Origin of the sequence: Nonomuraea coxensis DSM 45129 (assembly GCF_019397265.1) — a bacterium.
GTDB classification, from domain to species: Bacteria; Actinomycetota; Actinomycetes; order Streptosporangiales; family Streptosporangiaceae; genus Nonomuraea; species Nonomuraea coxensis.
The window spans coordinates 8,123,934-8,140,473 of sequence record NZ_CP068985.1 but is presented as its reverse complement, the minus strand read 5'-3'; the positions used below and the strand labels follow the sequence as shown (position 1 = coordinate 8,140,473).

Genomic DNA, 16,540 nt, shown 5'->3' with positions numbered 1-16,540 from the left:
ATGCCTGCCGGGATTAGGAACCGCGGGTCAGGGGGACGGGGTCACCATTGCCTCCGCTTCGGTGGCGAAGTGTCGCGCGGTGATCCATGGTGAGCGGGGGTCGCAGTCATGCGGGGGTTGGCGGCGATGGTGCGCGACCTGGCGGCGCGTACGCCGGAAAGCCGTGAGCGCAGCGTCGACCTGTGGCGCGCGCTGGCCATCTGCCTGGTGGTGTTCGGGCACTGGTTCGTCGTCGCCGTGACCTACCGGGACGGCCGGCTGTCCGGGTACAACGCGCTGGACGTCCTGAGCTGGCTGGACCCGGTCACCTGGCTGTTCCAGGTGATGCCGATCTTCTTCCTGGTCGGCGGCTACGCCGGCAGCGCCTCAATGGCATCGCACCGCGCCTCCGGAGGCGACGGCATCGGCTGGGTGCTGAGGCGGACCGACCGGCTGCTGCGGCCGACGACGGCGCTGTTCGTGGTGCTGCCGCTGGCATCGGTGGCGGCAACGCCGGCCGGGGTGGGCAGCGAGCTGCTCGGCCACGCGGCGTGGCTTGCCTCCATCCCGCTGTGGTTCCTGCTGGCCTACTTCGTCCTGGTGGTGCTCACGCCGTGGCTGCACGCGCTGCACCGCCGCGCGGGGCTCGCCGCCCCGGTGGCGCTGGTGGTCGTCGTCGCCGTCGCCGACCTGCTGCGGAGGGGCCTGCACGTGCCGGTCGTCGGTCAGAGCACCTACCTGTTCGCCTGGATGGCGGTCTACCAGCTCGGCTTCTGCTGGCGGGACGGGCTCCTGCGGCTGAGCCGCGGCAAGGCGCTCGCGCTCGCGGCCGGCGGCCTGGCCGCCCTGATCGGACTGACCGTGGTGGGCCCGTACCCGGTCGCCATGGTCGGGTACAACACGGCTCCACCGACCCTGGCGCTGATGGCGCTCGCCGCCACGCAGGCCGGGCTGGTCCTGGCCCTCGCGCCCGCGGCCAACCGATGGCTTCGCCGGACCGGCCCGTGGAGTGTGGTGATCGCGGTCAACGCGGTCATCCTGACCGTGTTCCTCTGGCACATGACGGCGGCGGCGGTCGCGGCCGCTCTGCTGTTCCCGACCGGTGTGCTGCCGCAGCCCCCGCCGCACTCCACGGCGTGGCTGCTGTGGCGGGGGCCGTGGATCGCGGCCTGTGCCCTCGTCCTCGTCGTCCTGGTCGCCCTCTTCGCGCGGATCGAACTGCGTCGGCCGGCGCCGCGTTCCGGCGAGCGACGCGGTCCGTGGCGCGATGGCGCGACGGTGCTCGGCCTGGCCGCCGTGCTGGCCGGGCTGATCTTCGTCGCCTTCTCCGGCCCCGGCTACCACGGGCCGACCGGGCTCCCCTGGGCCGGGGTGCTCTCGTACCTGTGCGGCGCCGCTGTGCTGCGCGTGGCACGAACCCGGCCCGTCCCGCCGGGCTCCGATCGCTGATCGCCGCGGAGCACCCCGGCCGGCCGGGTGTGCGCTTGATGACCTGGGGAAACAGGGTGAAGGGCGGCTCGGCGCCCGGTGCCGACCGGTCGACCTTTTCTGCACAGGGAGATGGACGATGCGTGTATCTGCGATCCCCGCTCCGACAACCGTGGCCCCGGACACCCAGCTCGCCGACGTGGTGTTCGCCGACGACCGGGTCAACGGCGACCTGGTCCTGTTCAGGCGCCGGTCGGACGGCGGTTGGCGTCCGGTGACGGCCGGGCGGTTCGCGGCCGACGTCCGCGGTCTCGCGGCCGGCTTCATCGCCGCCGGGATCCAGCCCGGTGACCGGGTCGCACTGCTGGCCGCCACCAGCTACGAGTGGACGCTGGCGGACTACGCCCTGTGGACGGTGGCGGCGGTGCCGGTCCCGATCTACGAGACCTCCTCGGCCGAGCAGATCCGCTGGGTGCTGGAGGACGCCGGCCCGGTCGCGGTGGTGGTCGAGCACGAGACGCATCGCCGCCTGGTCGAGGACGCGAGCGAGGGCCTGCCCAGGCCGCCGCGGGTGTGGCAGATCGACGGCGGCGGCCTGGACCGTCTCCGCGAGGCAGGGCGGGGCGTGGACGACGTCCGGCTGCGTGAGCGCCGCCGGACGGTGTCGGCCGACGACCTGGCGACGATCGTCTACACCTCGGGCACCACCGGCCGCCCGAAGGGATGCATGCTGAGTCACGGCAATCTGCTGTACGAGGCGCGCGCGGCGATCGACAGCCTTGAGCACATCTTCGGCCGGGACGCCTCGACCCTGCTGTTCCTCCCGCTGGCACACGTGTTCGCGCGGGTGATCCAGGTGGCCTGCCTGGAGCGGGGCGTCTGCCTGGCGCACAGCGCCGACCGGGCCAGGCTGGCCGAGGACCTGGCCGCCCTGCGACCGTCGTTCCTGCTGGCGGCGCCCAGGGTGTTCGAGCGGGTCTACGACGACGCTCAGCGGCGGGCCCGCGCCCAGGGCAAGGGGAGGATCTTCGACTGGGCCGACCGGACCGCCGTGGCGTACAGCCAGGCGCTGGACGACGGGCGGCCAGGCCGGCGCCTGCGCCTGGCACACCGCCTGTCCGACCGGCTGGTGTACCGGCGGCTGCGGGCCGCGCTCGGCGGCCGGGTCGGCTACGCCATCTCCGGCGGGGCGCCGCTGGGCGTACGGCTGGGCCACTTCTTCCGCGGCATCGGCATCACCGTGCTGGAAGGCTACGGTCTGACCGAGACCAGTGCCGCCGCGACCGTGAACCTGCCCCACGCGCAGAAGGTCGGCTCGGTGGGGCCGCCCCTGCCCGGGGTCGAGATCCGGATCGCCGACGACGGCGAGATCCTGATCAAGGGCCCGATCCTGTTCCAGGGCTACTGGCGCGACGAGCAGAAGACCAGGGAGACCCTGACCGCGGACGGCTGGCTGCTCACCGGCGACCTTGGCGCCCTCGACGAGGACGGGTTCCTGACGATCTCGGGCCGCAAGAAGGAGATCATCGTGACCGCCGGCGGCAAGAACCTCGCCCCGGAACCGCTGGAGGACCGCCTGCGCACCCATCCGCTCATCAGCCAGGCGGTGGTCGTCGGCGATCGGCGGCCGTACACCGCCGCGCTGATCATCCTGGACACCGAGGCGCTGGCGTCATGGAAGCGGGCCGCCGGCAGGCCCGAGCGGGCCGGCCCGGCCGAACTCCGTGACGATCCGGAACTGCTGGCCAGCCTGCAGACGGCCGTGGACGAGGCCAACACGATGGTGAGCCGGGCCGAGTCGATCCGCAGGTTCCGGATCCTTCCCGCCGACCTGACCGAGCAGAACGGATATCTGACCCCGACCCTGAAGGTCAAGCGCGCCTTGGTTCACCAGGACTTCGCGGCCGACATCGAGGAGCTGTACCGCTGAGCGGAGGACGTCAAGACCGGCAGCCCCGGAGCGCCACGGACCGACGACCGACGCTGGACCGACGATCGACGCTGGACCGACGACCGACGCTGGACCGACGATCGGCGCTGGACCGGCTGGTCGAGGCCACGCCGGCGTCCCGCGACCGGGTGGTCGACGCCGCCCGCGCGCTGTGCATCGTGGTCGTCACCCTCTGGCACTGGACGTTGTCGGTCACCCACCGCACCGCCGCCGGCAACCTGACCATGCCGAACCCGATCCACGCCGTGCCCGGCGGCTGGCTCGCCACCTGGGTGCTGCAGATCATGCCGGTGTTCTTCCTGGTCGGCGGGTACGCCAACCTGGTCGGCCGGCAACGGGCCCAGGCACGTGGGACGACCGCCGGCCGGTTCGTCCGAACCCGGCTGCGCCGGCTGCTCCGGCCGACCGCCGCCTGGGCCCTGGTCTGGCTCGCCGGCGAGCTGATCGCGGCTGCCCTGCCGGGCTCCCACCGATGGATGTGGGAGTGGTTCCCCGGTTACCTGACGCCGCTGTGGTTCCTGGCCGTGTACGGCCTGCTGATCGCCACGGTGCCGATCACCGCGAGCCTGAACGACCGCTACGGAGCCAGGGTCCTGGCAGCGCTCGTCCTGCTGATCGCCCTCGGCAGCGTGGCGCACCGCGGCGCCGGCCTGACCTGGGCGGGCTGGGCGACCGCCGCCCTGGTGTGGCTGTTCTGCCACCAGCTCGGCTACGCCTGGCGCAGCTGGGAGCTGGGACGGCGGCCGCTGGCGCAACGGCTCGCGGTCGCCGGAACCGGACTGGCCGGTCTGGTCGGGCTGACAGCGGTAGCGGGCTACCCCGCCTCGATGGTGTCCACCGCCGGCGTCGCATCCAACATCTTCCCGACCAACGCCGCCATCGCCGCCCTGGCCGTCTTCCAGCTCGGGCTGCTGGTCCTGATCACGCCGGCCGCCGAACGCCTGCTGCGCCGCCCGGCCGTCTGGAAGCCGGTGGTGGCGCTCAACGTGGGCGCGCTGACCGTCTTCCTCTGGCACATGACCGCGTACCTGGTGGTGCTGTGGGTCTATGAGGGGCTGGGCGGCACCCTGCCGGCGGAGCCGACCGCCCGCTGGTGGGCCCAGCGCTGGCTGTGGCTCGTGGCCCCGTCGGTCGTGATGGCTGTGCTGGTGGTGCTGTTCCTCCGCGTCGAACTTGCCGCCCGCCGGCCCTCGTCTCCGAGGTCGTGAGCGCGCCGGACCAGGACTACGGAGTGGTGCTTCCCGGCGTGGTGTCGTCGTCCTCGCCGGCCGGGTGTTCGCCGGGCCGCCCGCGTACGGGGTCGTCCTCGGCAGGGGCGGGGCCGCCCGGCGGGGAGGCGGCTGCGGGGTCGGTGCCTGGATCGCGTCGCTGCGAGTTGAAGAACGACTCCAGGGGGCCAGGCGGGATGTAGGGCTCGACGGGCGGGGTCCAGGGGGCGGTCGCCTCAGGGTCCGCTCCGGAGCCGTGCGCGGGCGAATCGGTCCCGGGACGCTCCGGGTCGTGCGGCGCGCTTGGCCGGGCAGTGTCCCGTTCGTCGAGGGCGGTGACGTTCTCGATGGCTTCGAGGAGTTGCCGCGTCCACGGGTAGTCCTCGATGGGCTTGGCGAAGCCGTGCTGGGGGACCGGAGCCGCCTGTACGGGCTCGACGTGTCCGGCGGGGGCCGGTCGGGTCCTGCGGGACCTGGCCACGAGCACCGCGAGCACGGCCAGCAGGGCGACCACGAGCACCACGGCCGAGGTGACCATCGTCGTGGTGGAGGAGCTCGCCTGGTCGGTGGACACCGCGGCGTTGAGGTGCGGGGGGACGGTGGCGGAAGCCGTGGCGCTGGGGGGCGGCGGTGTGGCACCGGAGCCCCCGTCGGCCACGGTCTCGGGCGTGGAGGCGGGCGAGGTCGAAGGTGCCGTCGCCGCCGCAGAAGTGGAGGCGGCGGCGGCCGGTTCGGCTGCGCTGGCGGCCGAGGCGGACGGTGACTCCGAGGTCGTGGGGGTGTCCGACGGGGACTCGGAGGCGGAGGGCGTGGCCGACGGGGACTCGGAGGCGGAGGGCGTGGGGGAGGACGAATCCGACGCCGTGGGGGTGGGGGAGGACGAATCCGACGTCGTGGGAGTCGGGGTCGATGACGGGGTCCCGGTGGAGGTCGGCGTGTCCGGAGTGGGCTGCGGGATCACCGTGGGGGCAGGACCGCCTGACGTCGAGGTAGGCGTTGCCGTTGGTGTGCCGGACGGCGGTGCGCTCGTGTGCGGCGGCGTGCTCTCGTGCGGCAGTGTGCTCTCGTGCGGCGGCGTGTCGTCGGAGGCGTGGGTCGGCTCTGCCGCGGGACGGGTCGCCACGGATGACGAGCCGGCCCCCTCATGGTCGGAGCCGCCCTGCTGGGATCCGTCCTGGTCCAGGCCGTTCTGACTCGTGCTGTCCAGGCCGGGGCCCGAGGGGGTGTCCGGCCTCTCCGGAGAGTCGTGGCCCACCTCTGGGGAGTCCGGGCCCTTCCCGTGCGAGCTCTGGTGCTCCGCTTGGGTGTCCTGGCGGCCGTCCGCCGGTGGTCCCGCGTGGTCATCGAGCGTCTGGGCCGCGTCAATGAGCTGCTGGATATCTGACGTCATGGAAGTTGGGGACCTCCCGGACGAGACCGGATTTACCCCATACAGATCGCTGACAAAAATGATGACAAGTGACTGATGGGGACGAACCGGAAGCCTGTGGGTAGCGCGAGCGTACCGGATGTTCCCGCAGGTCAGGCGCTCCAGGAAGTGTGATCGACAGCTCTGACCGGAGGTGAAGCCCAGGCATAAGAGGCGCCGGCGGCATTTCGTTCGACCCGGAAAGGCAAAAAGATCTACCAAAGTCCGCCTTGGAAGCAGGAGTCTGCCACCCCGACCACATTTCCGGGCCGGCCGCCGTCCGCCCTTTCCATGAACAGGCCACAGTTGCCATGTGCACGGCCGTCGCCACCGCGATCGGCTACGCGGCGGCCGCGCTGCCGGCCATCGTGACCGCCTCCGGCGCGGCCGGGCGCGTCGTCCGGTTTGGTGGCAAGCATCGCCAACCGGCCAAGATCCCGGCCCTGCCCGAGCGCCGCATCGCCGGCGGCCGATGATCGAGAGCCCCCGCGGATCGCGGTTCAGTGAAACATCCCCAGGAGGTCCGGGCCGAAGGCTTCACGCAGGGCTTCCGGCCCGTCGCCGTGTCACGAGGTCCGGCGAGGACCCCGTGACGTGCCGGGGTGTTGGAGGATCGGGGCGTCATCAAGCGGCGTCGAGAGCTTCGGTGATCTTGCGGGCCATCTCGGTCATGGTGGGGCTGGGGGTGCCGTGCTGGGGGCGGGTGGTTGCTTCGACGGCGACGTTGACCGTACGGCGGAAGCTGTCGGCCTCGGCCGGGTCGTGCTGCTTGAGCAGGGTCATGGACGCCGTCAGAGCGGGGAGCACCTGGTCGGCCAGGGCGGCCACGGTCTTGCCGTACTTCACGCCCTTGGGGGCCTTGGCGAGGACGTGTCCGATGGAGCCGGTCGCGCTGGTCAGGGCGATGGAGCCTTCGGTGGCGGCCTTGTGGGCCGAGCCGGCGGCGCCGGCGGCGGACATCAGGAAGACGGCGCCCCAGGCGGCGGTGCGGAGGGTGAGCTGGTCCTGCTCGGCGAAGGTGATCGACATGGTGGTGTGCTCCTTTGAACTGTCAGGGGGTTCAGCCGTATGGGCAGGTGCTGAACCGTTCATGGATGAACCATCGCCGGTCGCGCTGACAGCGGGCCGTCGCCGCACTGACGCGGCTGCTGACACGCTGGATCGCGCCTGACAATGCGTACGACTCCACGCTTCCGGACATGAATTCCACGTCTCTGGTAATTCTGTTCACTGTCGCATCGCGCTCTCGTACTCTCCCCGTCATGAGCGCCACTTCGCCGACGGCCGGCCGCCGGCACTTCGTCCTGCATCGCTGGCCCACCGCACTGGGACTGGCGGTCGCCATCCTCTCCCTGGTGACCGGCAGCAACCAGGAGTCCCTGGCCATCACCCTGTCCGTCGCCGCCGTGTGCTATCTCGCCGCAGCGGCGCTGGGCGAACCCTGGACCGTGTGGCCGGCCGCCCTTGGCGCCAGCCTGGTCGTCGTCGTCAGCGAGCTGATCGGGATGTCTTGGTGGGCCGGCCTCGGCGGCACGGCCGTTGTCCTCGTCGTCGTCGGCCTTGCCCTGCGGGTGTCACGGTCCGCGCTCCTCGCCCAGACACTCGCCGTGGCCGGGTTCGGCGGTGCCGCCCTGATCGCGGTGTTCAGCACACCTCAGGTAGGCGTGGTCGTGGCCGGCCTCGCGCTCGCGAGCCACGCGATCTGGGACGTGATCCACCTCCGGCGCAAGCTGGTCGTGGCGCCGTCGCTGGCCGAGGCATGCATCTTCCTCGACGTGCCTCTGGGCCTCGGGCTCATCGTTCTCGCGTTCGTCAGCTGACCGCCGGTCGTCATGGTGCGGTTCTCTGCTTGGCGAGGCGGAAGCGGTGCCGGTAGGCCGACGGCGGGACGCCGAGCACGCGCAGGAACGCCCGCCGCATCGTCTCGCCCGAGCCGAAGCCGCAGGCGCGGGCGACGTCCGGGACCGCATCCTCGCCGGACTCCAGGAGGGCCTGCGCGGCTTCGACCCGGAGGCGTTCGACGAACTGGCCGCACGTCATCGCGAGTTCGCGGCGGAACAGGCGGCTCAGGTGGCGCTCGCTGACCGCGAGCGCGTCGGCCATCGTGGTGAGGCGATGGTCGCCGGACGGGTCGGCGGCCACGAGGTCCAGCGCCCGGCGCAGGGTCGCGGTGCGCGGACCGGCCACGGCGTCGCGGGCACGGAACTGCGACTGGCCGCCAGGACGTTGCAGGAACACGACCAGGTACTTCGCGACCGCACGGGCCCGTTCCTCGCCCCGGTCCTCGCCGACGAGCGCGAGGGCGACGTCGATCCCGGCGGTCACCCCCGCCGAGGTGATGATCGAACCGTCCCGCACATAGAGGGCGTCAGGTTCTACTCGCACCTCGGGAAATGTCTCCGCCAACGCTGCACAGGCCTCCCAGTGCGTCGTGGCCCGCCGACCGTCGAGCAGCCCCGCCCGCGCCAGGATGAACGCGCCCGTGCACACCGAGACCACCCGCCGGGCGCCGGCCGCCACCCGCCGCACGGCGTCCACCAGCTCCGGGGCAACGCCGGCGTACTCGTCCCGCGGGTATCCCGGCACCACCAAGGTGTCCACGTCGCCGTCCAACTCCGACAGCGCGAGGTCGACGCTCAGCGAGATGCCGACGTCGGTGCGAACGGGTCGCCCGTCCAACGAGGCCAGCCGGACCCGGTATCCACCGGCGCTGTCGAACACCTGAACAGGTCCGGCCACATCGAGCAGCAGAACACCGTCGAACACGGCGAAGACGACATCACCGGTCGCGCTCATCGCCTTCTCCCGGGCATCGAGGCGGTCCGGGCATGAGTGACCAGGAGCTGGGACAGCCTTGGCGAACGGAGCAGCAGTGCTTGGCAGCCCGCTCTCCCGACCAGCTCCATGCCACCGGCAAGGGCTTGATCCACAGGCCGGGCCACCAGTTCCCGGTCCGTCGAGTCCTCCGGCCTCTTGCGCGCCACCGCGGCGTCCTCCAGGTCGATCTCCGTCGATGCCTGGATCACAGTACTCGTCCGGTGTGTCCTAGATAATCAGGAGTTGCACCGTTGTTGTTCCTGCACTCCCGGCAAGGACGGGTCCTTCCCGGCCAGCATCGTCGTCACCTTCCCGATCCCGGGAAAGTCCGCCGTGATGCTGTCGCCCGGTGCGATCGCGATGGCCCTGGTGAAGGAGCCGGACAGCACGACATCGCCCGGCTCCAGCGACACCCCCAGCGCACCGACGGCGTTCGCCAGCCAGGCCAGCGCGTTGACCGGGGACCCCAGAACCGCGGCTCCCGTGCCGGTTTCGCTGACCGCGCCGTTCCTGAGCAAGGCGCAGTGCGCCGATCTCAGGTCGACGTCGGCCGGATCGATCGGTGAGCTTCCGAGGATCGCCACCCCGGAGGACGCGTTGTCGGCGATCGTGTCGACGATCGATATCCGCCAGTCCCGGATCCGGGAGTCGACGATCTCCAGTGCCGGCAGCAGGTGGCGCACCGCCCTACCGGCTTCGTCGGCCGTCACGCCGGGGCCTCGGAGCGGGGCGCCGAGCACGAAGGCGATCTCGGGCTCGATGCGAGGTTGCAGGAAGGCATCAGCGCGGATGGGCCGATGCTCCGTCCGGAACATGCTTGCGGTCAGGTGGCCGTAGTCCGGCTCATGGACGTCCATCTGCCGCTGGATCGCGGCCGAGACCAAGCCGATCTTGTGACCGCGGATCTGGTCTCCGGCCGCCGTCCAGGCACGTACCTGCTCCTGCTGAATGCGATAGGCGTCGGCGATCGTCGCACCGGGATAGGTCGTGCTCAAAGGAGGAATCGGCGTGCCCGACCGGTAGGCGCCGAGCAGTGCGGCAGCCGCCTCCCGGACCTCGGAGGTCCTCATCCACGCCCTCCGCCCCGGCGCGAAAGCTCGGCGGCGACGTCGATGATCATGTCCTCCTGGCCACCGATGACCTCCCGCCGTCCCAGTTCCAGGAGGAGCTCGCGAACGGCCACGCCGTACTTCCCCGCGGCACGCTTGGCCGGATGAAAGAAGGTGGAGTAGAGACCGGCGTAGCCGAGCAGGAGCGCTGTCTCGTCGATGATCTGTGGCTCGGCCATCAACGGTGCGATGACGTGTTCGGCCACCTCGATCAGTGCGAAGACGTCGACTCCCGGGTCGTGACCGGCTCGTTCCATCGCGGCCGCGAGAACCTCTGTCTGGGCGTTGCCCGCGCTGGCCCCCAAACCTCGCAGCGACCCGTCGATGTAGGTCGCCCCGTTCTCGACCGCGGCAAGCGCGTTGCCGATGCCCACACCCAGGTTGTTGTGGGCGTGGAACCCGATGTCGGCGCTGACCGCGTCGCGTAGCGCGGCGACGCGCGCGCCGGCGGAACCGGGCACGAGCGCGCCGGCGGAGTCGACCACGTAGATCACCTGTGCGCCGTAGGAATCCAGTTTGGCGGCCTGCTCGGCGAGTGCCGCCGGTTCCAGCTTGTGGCTCATCATCAGGAAACTCATCACCCGCATACCGTGATCGCGGGCGTGGCGGATCGGCTGTTCGGCGCAGTCCGCTTCGGTGCAGTGCGTGGCTACGCGTACCGTGTTCGCCCCCGCGTCGCGGACGGCGTCCAGGGCCGTGAGCGTGGAGATCCCCGGTACGTACAACACGGCGATGTCCGCCCTGTCCACGGCGGTGACAGCCGCCTCCACGTACTCGACATCCGTCGCGGCGGCGACTCCGTACTGGATCGAAGAGGCGCCGATGCCGATGCCGTGGGCGACCTCGATGACCCGGACGCCCGCCCGGTCGAGGCCTGCTGCCACCGCGGCGACCTGCTGCGGGGTGAACTGGTGAAAGACGCTGCTCATGCCGTCGCGCAGGCTTGTGTCCACAAGGGTGATCATCGGGCTGCTCCAAGGTTCTTCTCGGCGATCCGATCGGCGACGGCGACCGCGGCGGCGGTGATGATGTCGAGATTGCCGGCGTACGTGGGCAAGAAGTCGCCGGCGCCTTGCACCTGCACCATGACGGTGACCAGGTCGCCGTCGACTTCCACGAGTCGCAGCCGGTATCCGGGCACATAGCGTCGGACTTTCGTCACCATCTCCCGCACGGCGTGCTCGATCCGGCCGGCGTCCCGGCGGCGGACCCTCGCGTACACGGTGTCGCGCATGACCATGGGTGGCTCGGCCGGATTGATCAGTGAGAACGCCTTGGCATCGTCCACCCCGGCAACCGCGGCCAGGGCCTTTGCGGTCTTCTCGCTGAACTCGCTGAGATTCGACCGGGTGCCAGGACCGGCGCCGGCGCTCGCGATGGTGGCGACGATCTCGCCGTAGGAGACGTCGGCCACCTGGTTGATGGCGTAGAGCAAGGGGATGGTGGCCTGCCCCGCGCAACTGACCATGTTGAGGTTCGGCGCCTGAAGGTGGTCGTCGAGGTTGACGGCGGGGACGACCCAGGGGCCGACCGAGGCGGGGGTCAGGTCGATCGCGGTGATTCCCGCGGCCGCGTAGCGTGGCGCGGCCGCGGCGTGGACCTTCGCAGAAGTCGCCTCGAAAACCAGCGGGGGCGGATCTGACCGGCTGAGCAGCCAGTCGACGCCCTCGGCGGACACCTCGACGCCGAGTCCTTCCGCTCGCCGCAGGCCCTCGCTGCCAGGGTCGATGCCGATCATGAACCTGGGATCCACGAACTCGGACCGGCGGAGCTTGTAGAGCAGATCCGTTCCGATGTTGCCTGAACCGACGATCGCCGCCGGGACTTTCACAGGCATGCGCGCTCTCCTCACGACCAAGGTGGTGCCGGCCCCGCGGCCGGCGGCCCGGGGGTGATGGGATTTCGGGGGGCTCAGCCGCGTGTCTGCCGGCGAACCTCGACCAGGAGTTCCAGTTCGACGGGGGAGTTCAGCGGGAGCGCCGCCACCCCGACCGCCGAGCGGGCATGTCGTCCGGCGTCGCCGAACAACTCGCGGAGCAGGTCGGAGGCCCCGTCGCCGACCTGTGGGTGGCGGGTGAAATCGGCCGTCGACGCGACGAACACCAGAGCCTTGACCACCCGGCTCACCGCCGCCAGATCGCCTGTCTCCGCCTTCAGCGCCGCCAGTGCGTTCATCGCGCACTGGCGCGCGCACGCGTATCCCGCTTCCACGCTGACCGTGTCACCGAGCCCGCCGGTGGCCACCAGCCGCCCCTCCCGCCACGGCACCTGGCCCGACACGTGAACGTGGTCGCCGCTGCGGACAGCCGGCACGTAGGCCGCGACCGGAGGTACGACCTCGGGCAACGTCAGTCCCAGTTCACCGAGGCGTCGTTCGGGGTGTGACGTCGTGCGTCGCGAGTCGTGGATGCCGGAGTTCATCGAGGACCGCCGCGCCAGTCGGGCATCGGCCGCTCACCCACAGCGACCTCGTAGGCCGCGCGGGCCAGCAGACGGGTCGAATCCAACGTCGGCAGGGGAGAGACGTCGGACGTGATCAGCAAGGGGATCTCGGTGCAGACCAGGGCGACCGCGTCACAGCCCCGGTCGGCCAGGTGTTCGATGACGCGGAGGTATTCCCGGCGTGACTCGTCGCTGATCACCCCGTTCACCAGTTCCTTGAAGATGACCTCGTTGACGAGTTCGCGGTCATCGGCGTCCGGCAGTTCCGCGGCGATCCCGCGGGCGGCGAGAGCTCGCGGGTACAGCGGGCTGTCCATCGTGTACCTGGTGCCGAGTACGCCCACCCTGGTGCGCCCCTCGGCGACGGCCTGTTCCGCGACGACCTCGGCGATGTGCAGGCCCGGCAGCGGGAGATCCGGGCCGGGCACCTCCAAAGCCAGGTGCGCGGTGTTGTCAGGACAGGCGAAGAAGTCGGCGCCGGCCCGGGCGAGGCGCTGCGCGCTGGTGGTCAGCGTGGCCCGGACCGTCACATGATCTCCCGCGTCCCAGGCGGGCATGCTGTATCCGAAGGCGATGTAGTCCAGGGTGACGTCGGGATGTTCGTTCCTGCCCGTCCGATGGAAACCTTCCTCACAGAAGGCGAGGAAGCAGAGGGCTGCTCCTCCCGTGCTGTGGGCGAGAACTCCAAGGTGTTTCACGACGGCTCCGGCGTTCGGTGGGAAGCAGGTGCCTTCATTCTTTACGGGAGAGACCCATACCCCTAGTCTGAGGCATCGATTGATATGGAGCCCATGCTCTGGAGGTATGGATGGAGCTCCGGTTGCTGGGCTATGTAGTGGCGATCGCAGAAGAAGGTTCCATCAGCGGAGCCGCTCGCCGGCTGCAGCTGACTCAGCCGACTTTGAGCCGGCAACTGGGCGAGTTGGAACGACGCCTGGGGGTTGAGCTCTTCGCCCGCGCCGGCCGCGGACTCGTGCCGACCGCCGCCGGACAGGCACTGCTCCGGCGGGCCGTGCGCATGCTGGCCGACGCCGAAGCCGCTCTGGACGACGTACGGCTGGCCGCCGCGGGCAAGATCGGCCGTTTGACCGTGGGGTTCGCCGGATCAGGCATCAACGGCGTCCTGGGGGACGCCCTCGGTCGGCTGCGGGTGGACCTTCCCGACGTCGACCTCCGCTTGGTGGAGTTGTTCGACGACGCCGAGATGTCGGGCGGCATCCTGGACGGAACCCTCGATGTGGCGGTGCAGCGACTGCCGGCCCGTGATGCCCGTCTCGCCACCCGCGTCTGGGCCCGCGAGCCGCTGGCCCTTTTCCTCCCTGCCGGCCACCCTCTCGCCAGGAGCCGCGAGCCTGCGCCGGTGTCCGTGCTCGGGGAGATTCCCCTGGTGCTGTGGCCGCGTGAATCCGCGCCTCATGCACACGACGAGATCACCTCGTTGTGCCACCATGCCGGGATCGTGCCGCGCATCGGCGCACGAGGGCGGACTGTCCAGACGATCCTCGCGCTGGTCGCCGCCGGTTTCGGCGGGGCCGTGATGGCCTCCTCCTATCGCGTGCTGCACAGAGAGGGCGTGGTGCCTCGACGCCTCACGGGCACCGCCACCACCTTGCACCTGGTCTGGCGAGCGGGGGACGCGTCACCGCTCCTCGCCCGTTTCATCGCCGCAGTGAACAGCGTGAAGGCTCGGCACCGCGATGAACGTCCCAGCACTCCAGAGGGAGCATCGGCTTGACACGCGGGAGCGCCTCCGGCACGCGCTGGACGCGCCGGGGAGCGAAGGCTGGTAAGAACGCCTAGAGAATGATCTCTGTTGTGCTTTGATCTCTCGCTGTGGCCGAGCGAGAGGGGCGCGGGTGACGGGTACGACCGGCGTCGTCATCGACTGCGACAGGCCCCTGCTCGGTTGCGGACCATACCGCCTCCACCCTGATGGAACCGTACCTGGAGGTCAGGGTTCGAGCATGGGCACGAGGAAGCGTCTGGCCACCGTGACCAGTTGCTCGTCGTCGTCGAGGTCGATGACGGCGCTGGGGATCGCCAGGAACGAGGTGGAGACGCGCACCATCATCTCGGCCACGAGGTCGGCGTCGAGGTCGGCCGACACGTTGCCCGTGCGTTGCTCGCGGCGGAGCTGGCCGGCCACGAACTCCCGTACGGTGGCGAGGGTCTGACCCCCGTCGGTCATCATGGACGGGACGAGCAGGTCGGGCTCGGAGACGAGGAGGCCGCCGATCAGCGGGTTGCCGCGAATGGCGCGCAACGAGCTGACGAAGCCGAGGACCACCCTGTCGGCGGCGGTGCCGGCCTGCTCGATGTCGACGAGGAACCGGTCGAAGTAGCGGCGGAACTCCCGGCGCACCACGTGCTCGACCAGTGTGTCCTTGCTCTCGAAGCGCCGGTAGACGGTGATGCGCGACACCTTGGCCCGCCGGGCGACGTCCTCCATGGTGGAGCGCCTGATGCCCATCCTGCAGAACTGCTCGTACGCCGCGTCGAGGATGCGAGCCCGTAGCTCGTCGTTGTCGTCGACGCGTTCGACGGCGTCCACGTAGGCGCGCTCCAGCAACGACCCTGAGCCTGACGGCGCCATGAAGCCGGACAGCACGGATTCCACGCTCACCTTCTGCATCGAGTCTGTCTCAAGAACGGGTCTTGTGGCGTCCGTAACGACGTGTTCTCATGATGATACACAGACTCAAATTCTGTTGCTTAGTATCACCCACTTCTCGCCATCGTACGAGAAGGAGGAAACGGCGTGGGAGAACCCGGCAGGCGCGGCGACGGCGCGTTCCCTGCTGGATGGATCTCCGGCGAGCCGGTCAAGACTGCCCTGAGCGAGACCCCCCACCTCGAAGGAGTGCAGGCCATGGCAGAGTTGAGCAGGCGCGACATACTGATCTCAGGCACCGCGCTGGGAGCGCTCGGCGCATTGGGCATCGCCTCACCGGCCCAGGCGAACACCCTGGCGGACGGCTGGACCTGGCCGGCCAGCGGCTCGGTCGCGGGCTCCGGCAGCGGCGCCGACCCCCGGTGGGTGTGGGACGAGGCCGCCGATCCACTTCTCGCCTCGCTGTTCGACCGTGGCGTCATCCCCGAGGTCAACCGGCTCCTGTACGACTGGAACCACAATGACCAGCCCCTGCCCGCCGGGCTTCCTGAAGACCTCCGGGCCTTCATCGAGCAGGCACGCCAGCTCCCGCCGTGGGCCGACCAGGCCAAGCTCGAGGCCGCGGCCCGCTTCCACGTCCTCAAGGGGAACTACATCGTCGTCCTCACCATCGTCGGCGCCGGCATGCTGGCCACCGCCATTCCCAAGGAGGCCCGCGCGGTCTACTACTCGGCCGGTGGCGCCGACCTGAAGGACCGGGTCGCGAAGACGAACGTCCTGGCGTACGCGGTCCGGCCGCAGAACGCCTGGGGTCCCGGCGGCACGGCCGTCGTCGAGGCCGTCAAGACCCGGCTGGTGCACGCGGCCGTCCGGCACCTGCTCAAGTCGTCGCCCCACTGGTCCGGCCCCATCCCGATCAGCCAGGAGGACATGCTCGTCACCTGGCACACCCTGGCGACCTTCTCCATGCGCGGCATGCGCGCGTGGAAGGTGCGCATCTCCTCCGGCGAGTCCACGGCGTACCTGCACTCGTTGCAACTGCTCGCGCACATGCTCGGCATCAGGGACGAGTTCATCCCCGCCACCTGGGACACCTCCTACGCCCAGTCGGACATCGTCCTGCCCAGGAACATGGGGCCGACGGCGGAGGGCGTGGAGCTCAACAACATCCTGCGGAACATGCTCGCGGAGCTGACCAGCCCGGGCGGCATCGACAAGCCGCTCGTCAACGCGTTCTCCCGCTACCTCACCGGCGACCAGGTCGCCGAGTGGAACGGCATCCCGCGCGAGCCGCTGTGGGACCCGGTCATCAAGACCGCCTGGCCGCTGCTGGTCCAGTTCAGGGAGGGGGTGATCGGGCTGCCGCTGGTGCCGTCCGCCGCCTGGCTCCTCGACGAGATGATCAAGAAGTGGACCACGTACTACCTCACCAAGGGGGCGCAGACCAAGATCGTCATCCCGACCGGCAACCGGCCCGGCTGATCGCGTCCACGCAATGTCGGTGCGGTCGTATTGGTTGCCGGCGGCCGGGATCGCCGTAATCGGGGCCTGATCTGGGGAAACGCTATCAAGATCATCCCGCGTATC

The 16,540-nt window shown here is 70.3% G+C and carries 17 protein-coding genes; 8 read left to right on the top strand and 9 right to left on the bottom strand.

All coding sequences use genetic code 11. The annotated features are described in order from the left end of the window. The first annotated feature begins 108 nt into the window (after positions 1–108). From Nocox_RS38190 to Nocox_RS38180, 3 genes are all read left to right on the top strand, one after another. On the top strand, positions 109–1,428 hold the full coding sequence (locus Nocox_RS38190) for an acyltransferase family protein (RefSeq protein ID WP_157383450.1): 1,320 nt from the start codon (positions 109–111) through the stop codon (positions 1,426–1,428). 118 nt (positions 1,429–1,546) lie between these two features. Next, on the top strand, positions 1,547–3,337 hold the full coding sequence (locus Nocox_RS38185) for an AMP-dependent synthetase/ligase (RefSeq protein WP_026215139.1): 1,791 nt from the start codon (positions 1,547–1,549) through the stop codon (positions 3,335–3,337). A gap of 149 nt (positions 3,338–3,486) precedes the next feature. Further along, positions 3,487–4,566, top strand: coding sequence for an acyltransferase family protein (locus Nocox_RS38180; protein WP_020547047.1), 1,080 nt, complete (start codon positions 3,487–3,489; stop codon positions 4,564–4,566). Positions 4,567–4,582: 16 nt separating this feature from the next. Here Nocox_RS38180 and Nocox_RS38175 read toward each other — a convergent pair whose 3' ends face one another. Beyond that, the gene (locus tag Nocox_RS38175) at positions 4,583–5,104 is read right to left on the bottom strand and encodes a hypothetical protein (RefSeq protein WP_020547046.1); all 522 of its coding nucleotides are present in this window, start codon (positions 5,102–5,104) and stop codon (positions 4,583–4,585) included. Between Nocox_RS38175 and Nocox_RS38170 the strand changes: the two genes are divergently transcribed. Together Nocox_RS38170 and Nocox_RS38165 are read left to right on the top strand one after the other, a co-directional pair. Beyond that, on the top strand, positions 5,097–5,759 hold the full coding sequence (locus tag Nocox_RS38170; RefSeq protein ID WP_051112767.1) for a hypothetical protein: 663 nt from the start codon (positions 5,097–5,099) through the stop codon (positions 5,757–5,759). The two genes, Nocox_RS38175 and Nocox_RS38170, sit on opposite strands and share 8 nt — an antisense overlap. A 526-nt stretch (positions 5,760–6,285) precedes the next feature. Next, a complete protein-coding gene (locus Nocox_RS38165; protein ID WP_020547044.1) occupies positions 6,286–6,450 on the top strand; it encodes a hypothetical protein in 165 nt (54 codons plus the stop codon). Positions 6,451–6,598: 148 nt separating this feature from the next. On the opposite strand, the gene Nocox_RS38160 is transcribed toward Nocox_RS38165, so the two are convergent. Continuing rightward, the gene (locus Nocox_RS38160) at positions 6,599–7,003 is read right to left on the bottom strand and encodes a hypothetical protein (protein WP_020547043.1); all 405 of its coding nucleotides are present in this window, start codon (positions 7,001–7,003) and stop codon (positions 6,599–6,601) included. A 233-nt stretch (positions 7,004–7,236) separates the two neighbouring features. On the opposite strand from Nocox_RS38160, the gene Nocox_RS38155 reads away from it, so the two are divergent. Continuing rightward, positions 7,237–7,794 carry a hypothetical protein gene (locus Nocox_RS38155; RefSeq protein WP_020547042.1) on the top strand — a complete coding sequence of 186 codons (558 nt, stop codon included), beginning with the start codon at positions 7,237–7,239 and terminating at the stop codon, positions 7,792–7,794. A 10-nt stretch (positions 7,795–7,804) separates the two neighbouring features. Here the strand turns inward: Nocox_RS38155 and Nocox_RS38150 are convergent, their stop codons facing one another. From Nocox_RS38150 to Nocox_RS38125, 6 genes are all read right to left on the bottom strand, one after another. Beyond that, a complete protein-coding gene (locus Nocox_RS38150; protein WP_020547041.1) occupies positions 7,805–8,770 on the bottom strand; it encodes a GlxA family transcriptional regulator in 966 nt (321 codons plus the stop codon). 257 nt (positions 8,771–9,027) lie between these two features. Continuing rightward, positions 9,028–9,861, bottom strand: coding sequence for a 2-keto-4-pentenoate hydratase (locus tag Nocox_RS38145; protein ID WP_020547039.1), 834 nt, complete (start codon positions 9,859–9,861; stop codon positions 9,028–9,030). Further along, positions 9,858–10,865, bottom strand: coding sequence for a 4-hydroxy-2-oxovalerate aldolase (gene dmpG, locus Nocox_RS38140; RefSeq protein WP_020547038.1), 1,008 nt, complete (start codon positions 10,863–10,865; stop codon positions 9,858–9,860). The genes Nocox_RS38145 and dmpG overlap by 4 nt, the downstream gene beginning before the upstream one ends. Further along, a complete protein-coding gene (locus Nocox_RS38135) occupies positions 10,862–11,737 on the bottom strand; it encodes an acetaldehyde dehydrogenase (acetylating) (RefSeq protein WP_033411180.1) in 876 nt (291 codons plus the stop codon). Before Nocox_RS38135 ends, dmpG begins: the two co-directional genes overlap by 4 nt. 74 nt (positions 11,738–11,811) lie before the next feature. Beyond that, the gene (locus Nocox_RS38130; protein WP_051112766.1) at positions 11,812–12,321 is read right to left on the bottom strand and encodes a RidA family protein; all 510 of its coding nucleotides are present in this window, start codon (positions 12,319–12,321) and stop codon (positions 11,812–11,814) included. Next, positions 12,318–13,040, bottom strand: a complete 723-nt coding sequence (locus Nocox_RS38125) for an aspartate/glutamate racemase family protein (protein ID WP_026215137.1) — start codon at positions 13,038–13,040, stop codon at positions 12,318–12,320. Before Nocox_RS38125 ends, Nocox_RS38130 begins: the two co-directional genes overlap by 4 nt. A 110-nt stretch (positions 13,041–13,150) precedes the next feature. Here Nocox_RS38125 and Nocox_RS38120 point away from each other — a divergent pair, with 110 nt between their 5' ends. Next, positions 13,151–14,077 (top strand): LysR family transcriptional regulator, encoded by a 927-nt coding sequence (locus tag Nocox_RS38120; RefSeq protein ID WP_020547034.1) that lies wholly within the window; start codon positions 13,151–13,153, stop codon positions 14,075–14,077. Positions 14,078–14,293: 216 nt separating this feature from the next. Here Nocox_RS38120 and Nocox_RS38115 read toward each other — a convergent pair whose 3' ends face one another. Continuing rightward, complete coding sequence (locus Nocox_RS38115; protein ID WP_020547033.1) at positions 14,294–14,974, bottom strand: TetR/AcrR family transcriptional regulator; 681 nt, start codon at positions 14,972–14,974, stop codon at positions 14,294–14,296. Between the two features lie 237 nt (positions 14,975–15,211). Here Nocox_RS38115 and Nocox_RS38110 point away from each other — a divergent pair, with 237 nt between their 5' ends. Then, the gene (locus tag Nocox_RS38110; protein WP_026215135.1) at positions 15,212–16,435 is read left to right on the top strand and encodes an oxygenase MpaB family protein; all 1,224 of its coding nucleotides are present in this window, start codon (positions 15,212–15,214) and stop codon (positions 16,433–16,435) included. The last annotated feature ends 105 nt before the right edge of the window (positions 16,436–16,540 follow it).

Coding starts and splice junctions, on each gene's coding strand:
- Nocox_RS38120 (WP_020547034.1), top strand. CDS start 13,151: ATGGAGCTCCGGTTGCTGGGCTATGTAGTGGCGATCGCAGAAGAAGGT.
- Nocox_RS38115 (WP_020547033.1), bottom strand. CDS start 14,974: ATGCAGAAGGTGAGCGTGGAATCCGTGCTGTCCGGCTTCATGGCGCCG.
- Nocox_RS38110 (WP_026215135.1), top strand. CDS start 15,212: ATGGCAGAGTTGAGCAGGCGCGACATACTGATCTCAGGCACCGCGCTG.
- Nocox_RS38145 (WP_020547039.1), bottom strand. CDS start 9,861: ATGAGGACCTCCGAGGTCCGGGAGGCGGCTGCCGCACTGCTCGGCGCC.
- Nocox_RS38160 (WP_020547043.1), bottom strand. CDS start 7,003: ATGTCGATCACCTTCGCCGAGCAGGACCAGCTCACCCTCCGCACCGCC.
- Nocox_RS38175 (WP_020547046.1), bottom strand. CDS start 5,104: ATGGTCACCTCGGCCGTGGTGCTCGTGGTCGCCCTGCTGGCCGTGCTC.
- Nocox_RS38185 (WP_026215139.1), top strand. CDS start 1,547: ATGCGTGTATCTGCGATCCCCGCTCCGACAACCGTGGCCCCGGACACC.
- Nocox_RS38190 (WP_157383450.1), top strand. CDS start 109: ATGCGGGGGTTGGCGGCGATGGTGCGCGACCTGGCGGCGCGTACGCCG.
- Nocox_RS38130 (WP_051112766.1), bottom strand. CDS start 12,321: ATGAACTCCGGCATCCACGACTCGCGACGCACGACGTCACACCCCGAA.
- Nocox_RS38150 (WP_020547041.1), bottom strand. CDS start 8,770: ATGAGCGCGACCGGTGATGTCGTCTTCGCCGTGTTCGACGGTGTTCTG.
- Nocox_RS38165 (WP_020547044.1), top strand. CDS start 6,286: ATGTGCACGGCCGTCGCCACCGCGATCGGCTACGCGGCGGCCGCGCTG.
- Nocox_RS38155 (WP_020547042.1), top strand. CDS start 7,237: ATGAGCGCCACTTCGCCGACGGCCGGCCGCCGGCACTTCGTCCTGCAT.
- Nocox_RS38135 (WP_033411180.1), bottom strand. CDS start 11,737: ATGCCTGTGAAAGTCCCGGCGGCGATCGTCGGTTCAGGCAACATCGGA.
- dmpG (WP_020547038.1), bottom strand. CDS start 10,865: ATGATCACCCTTGTGGACACAAGCCTGCGCGACGGCATGAGCAGCGTC.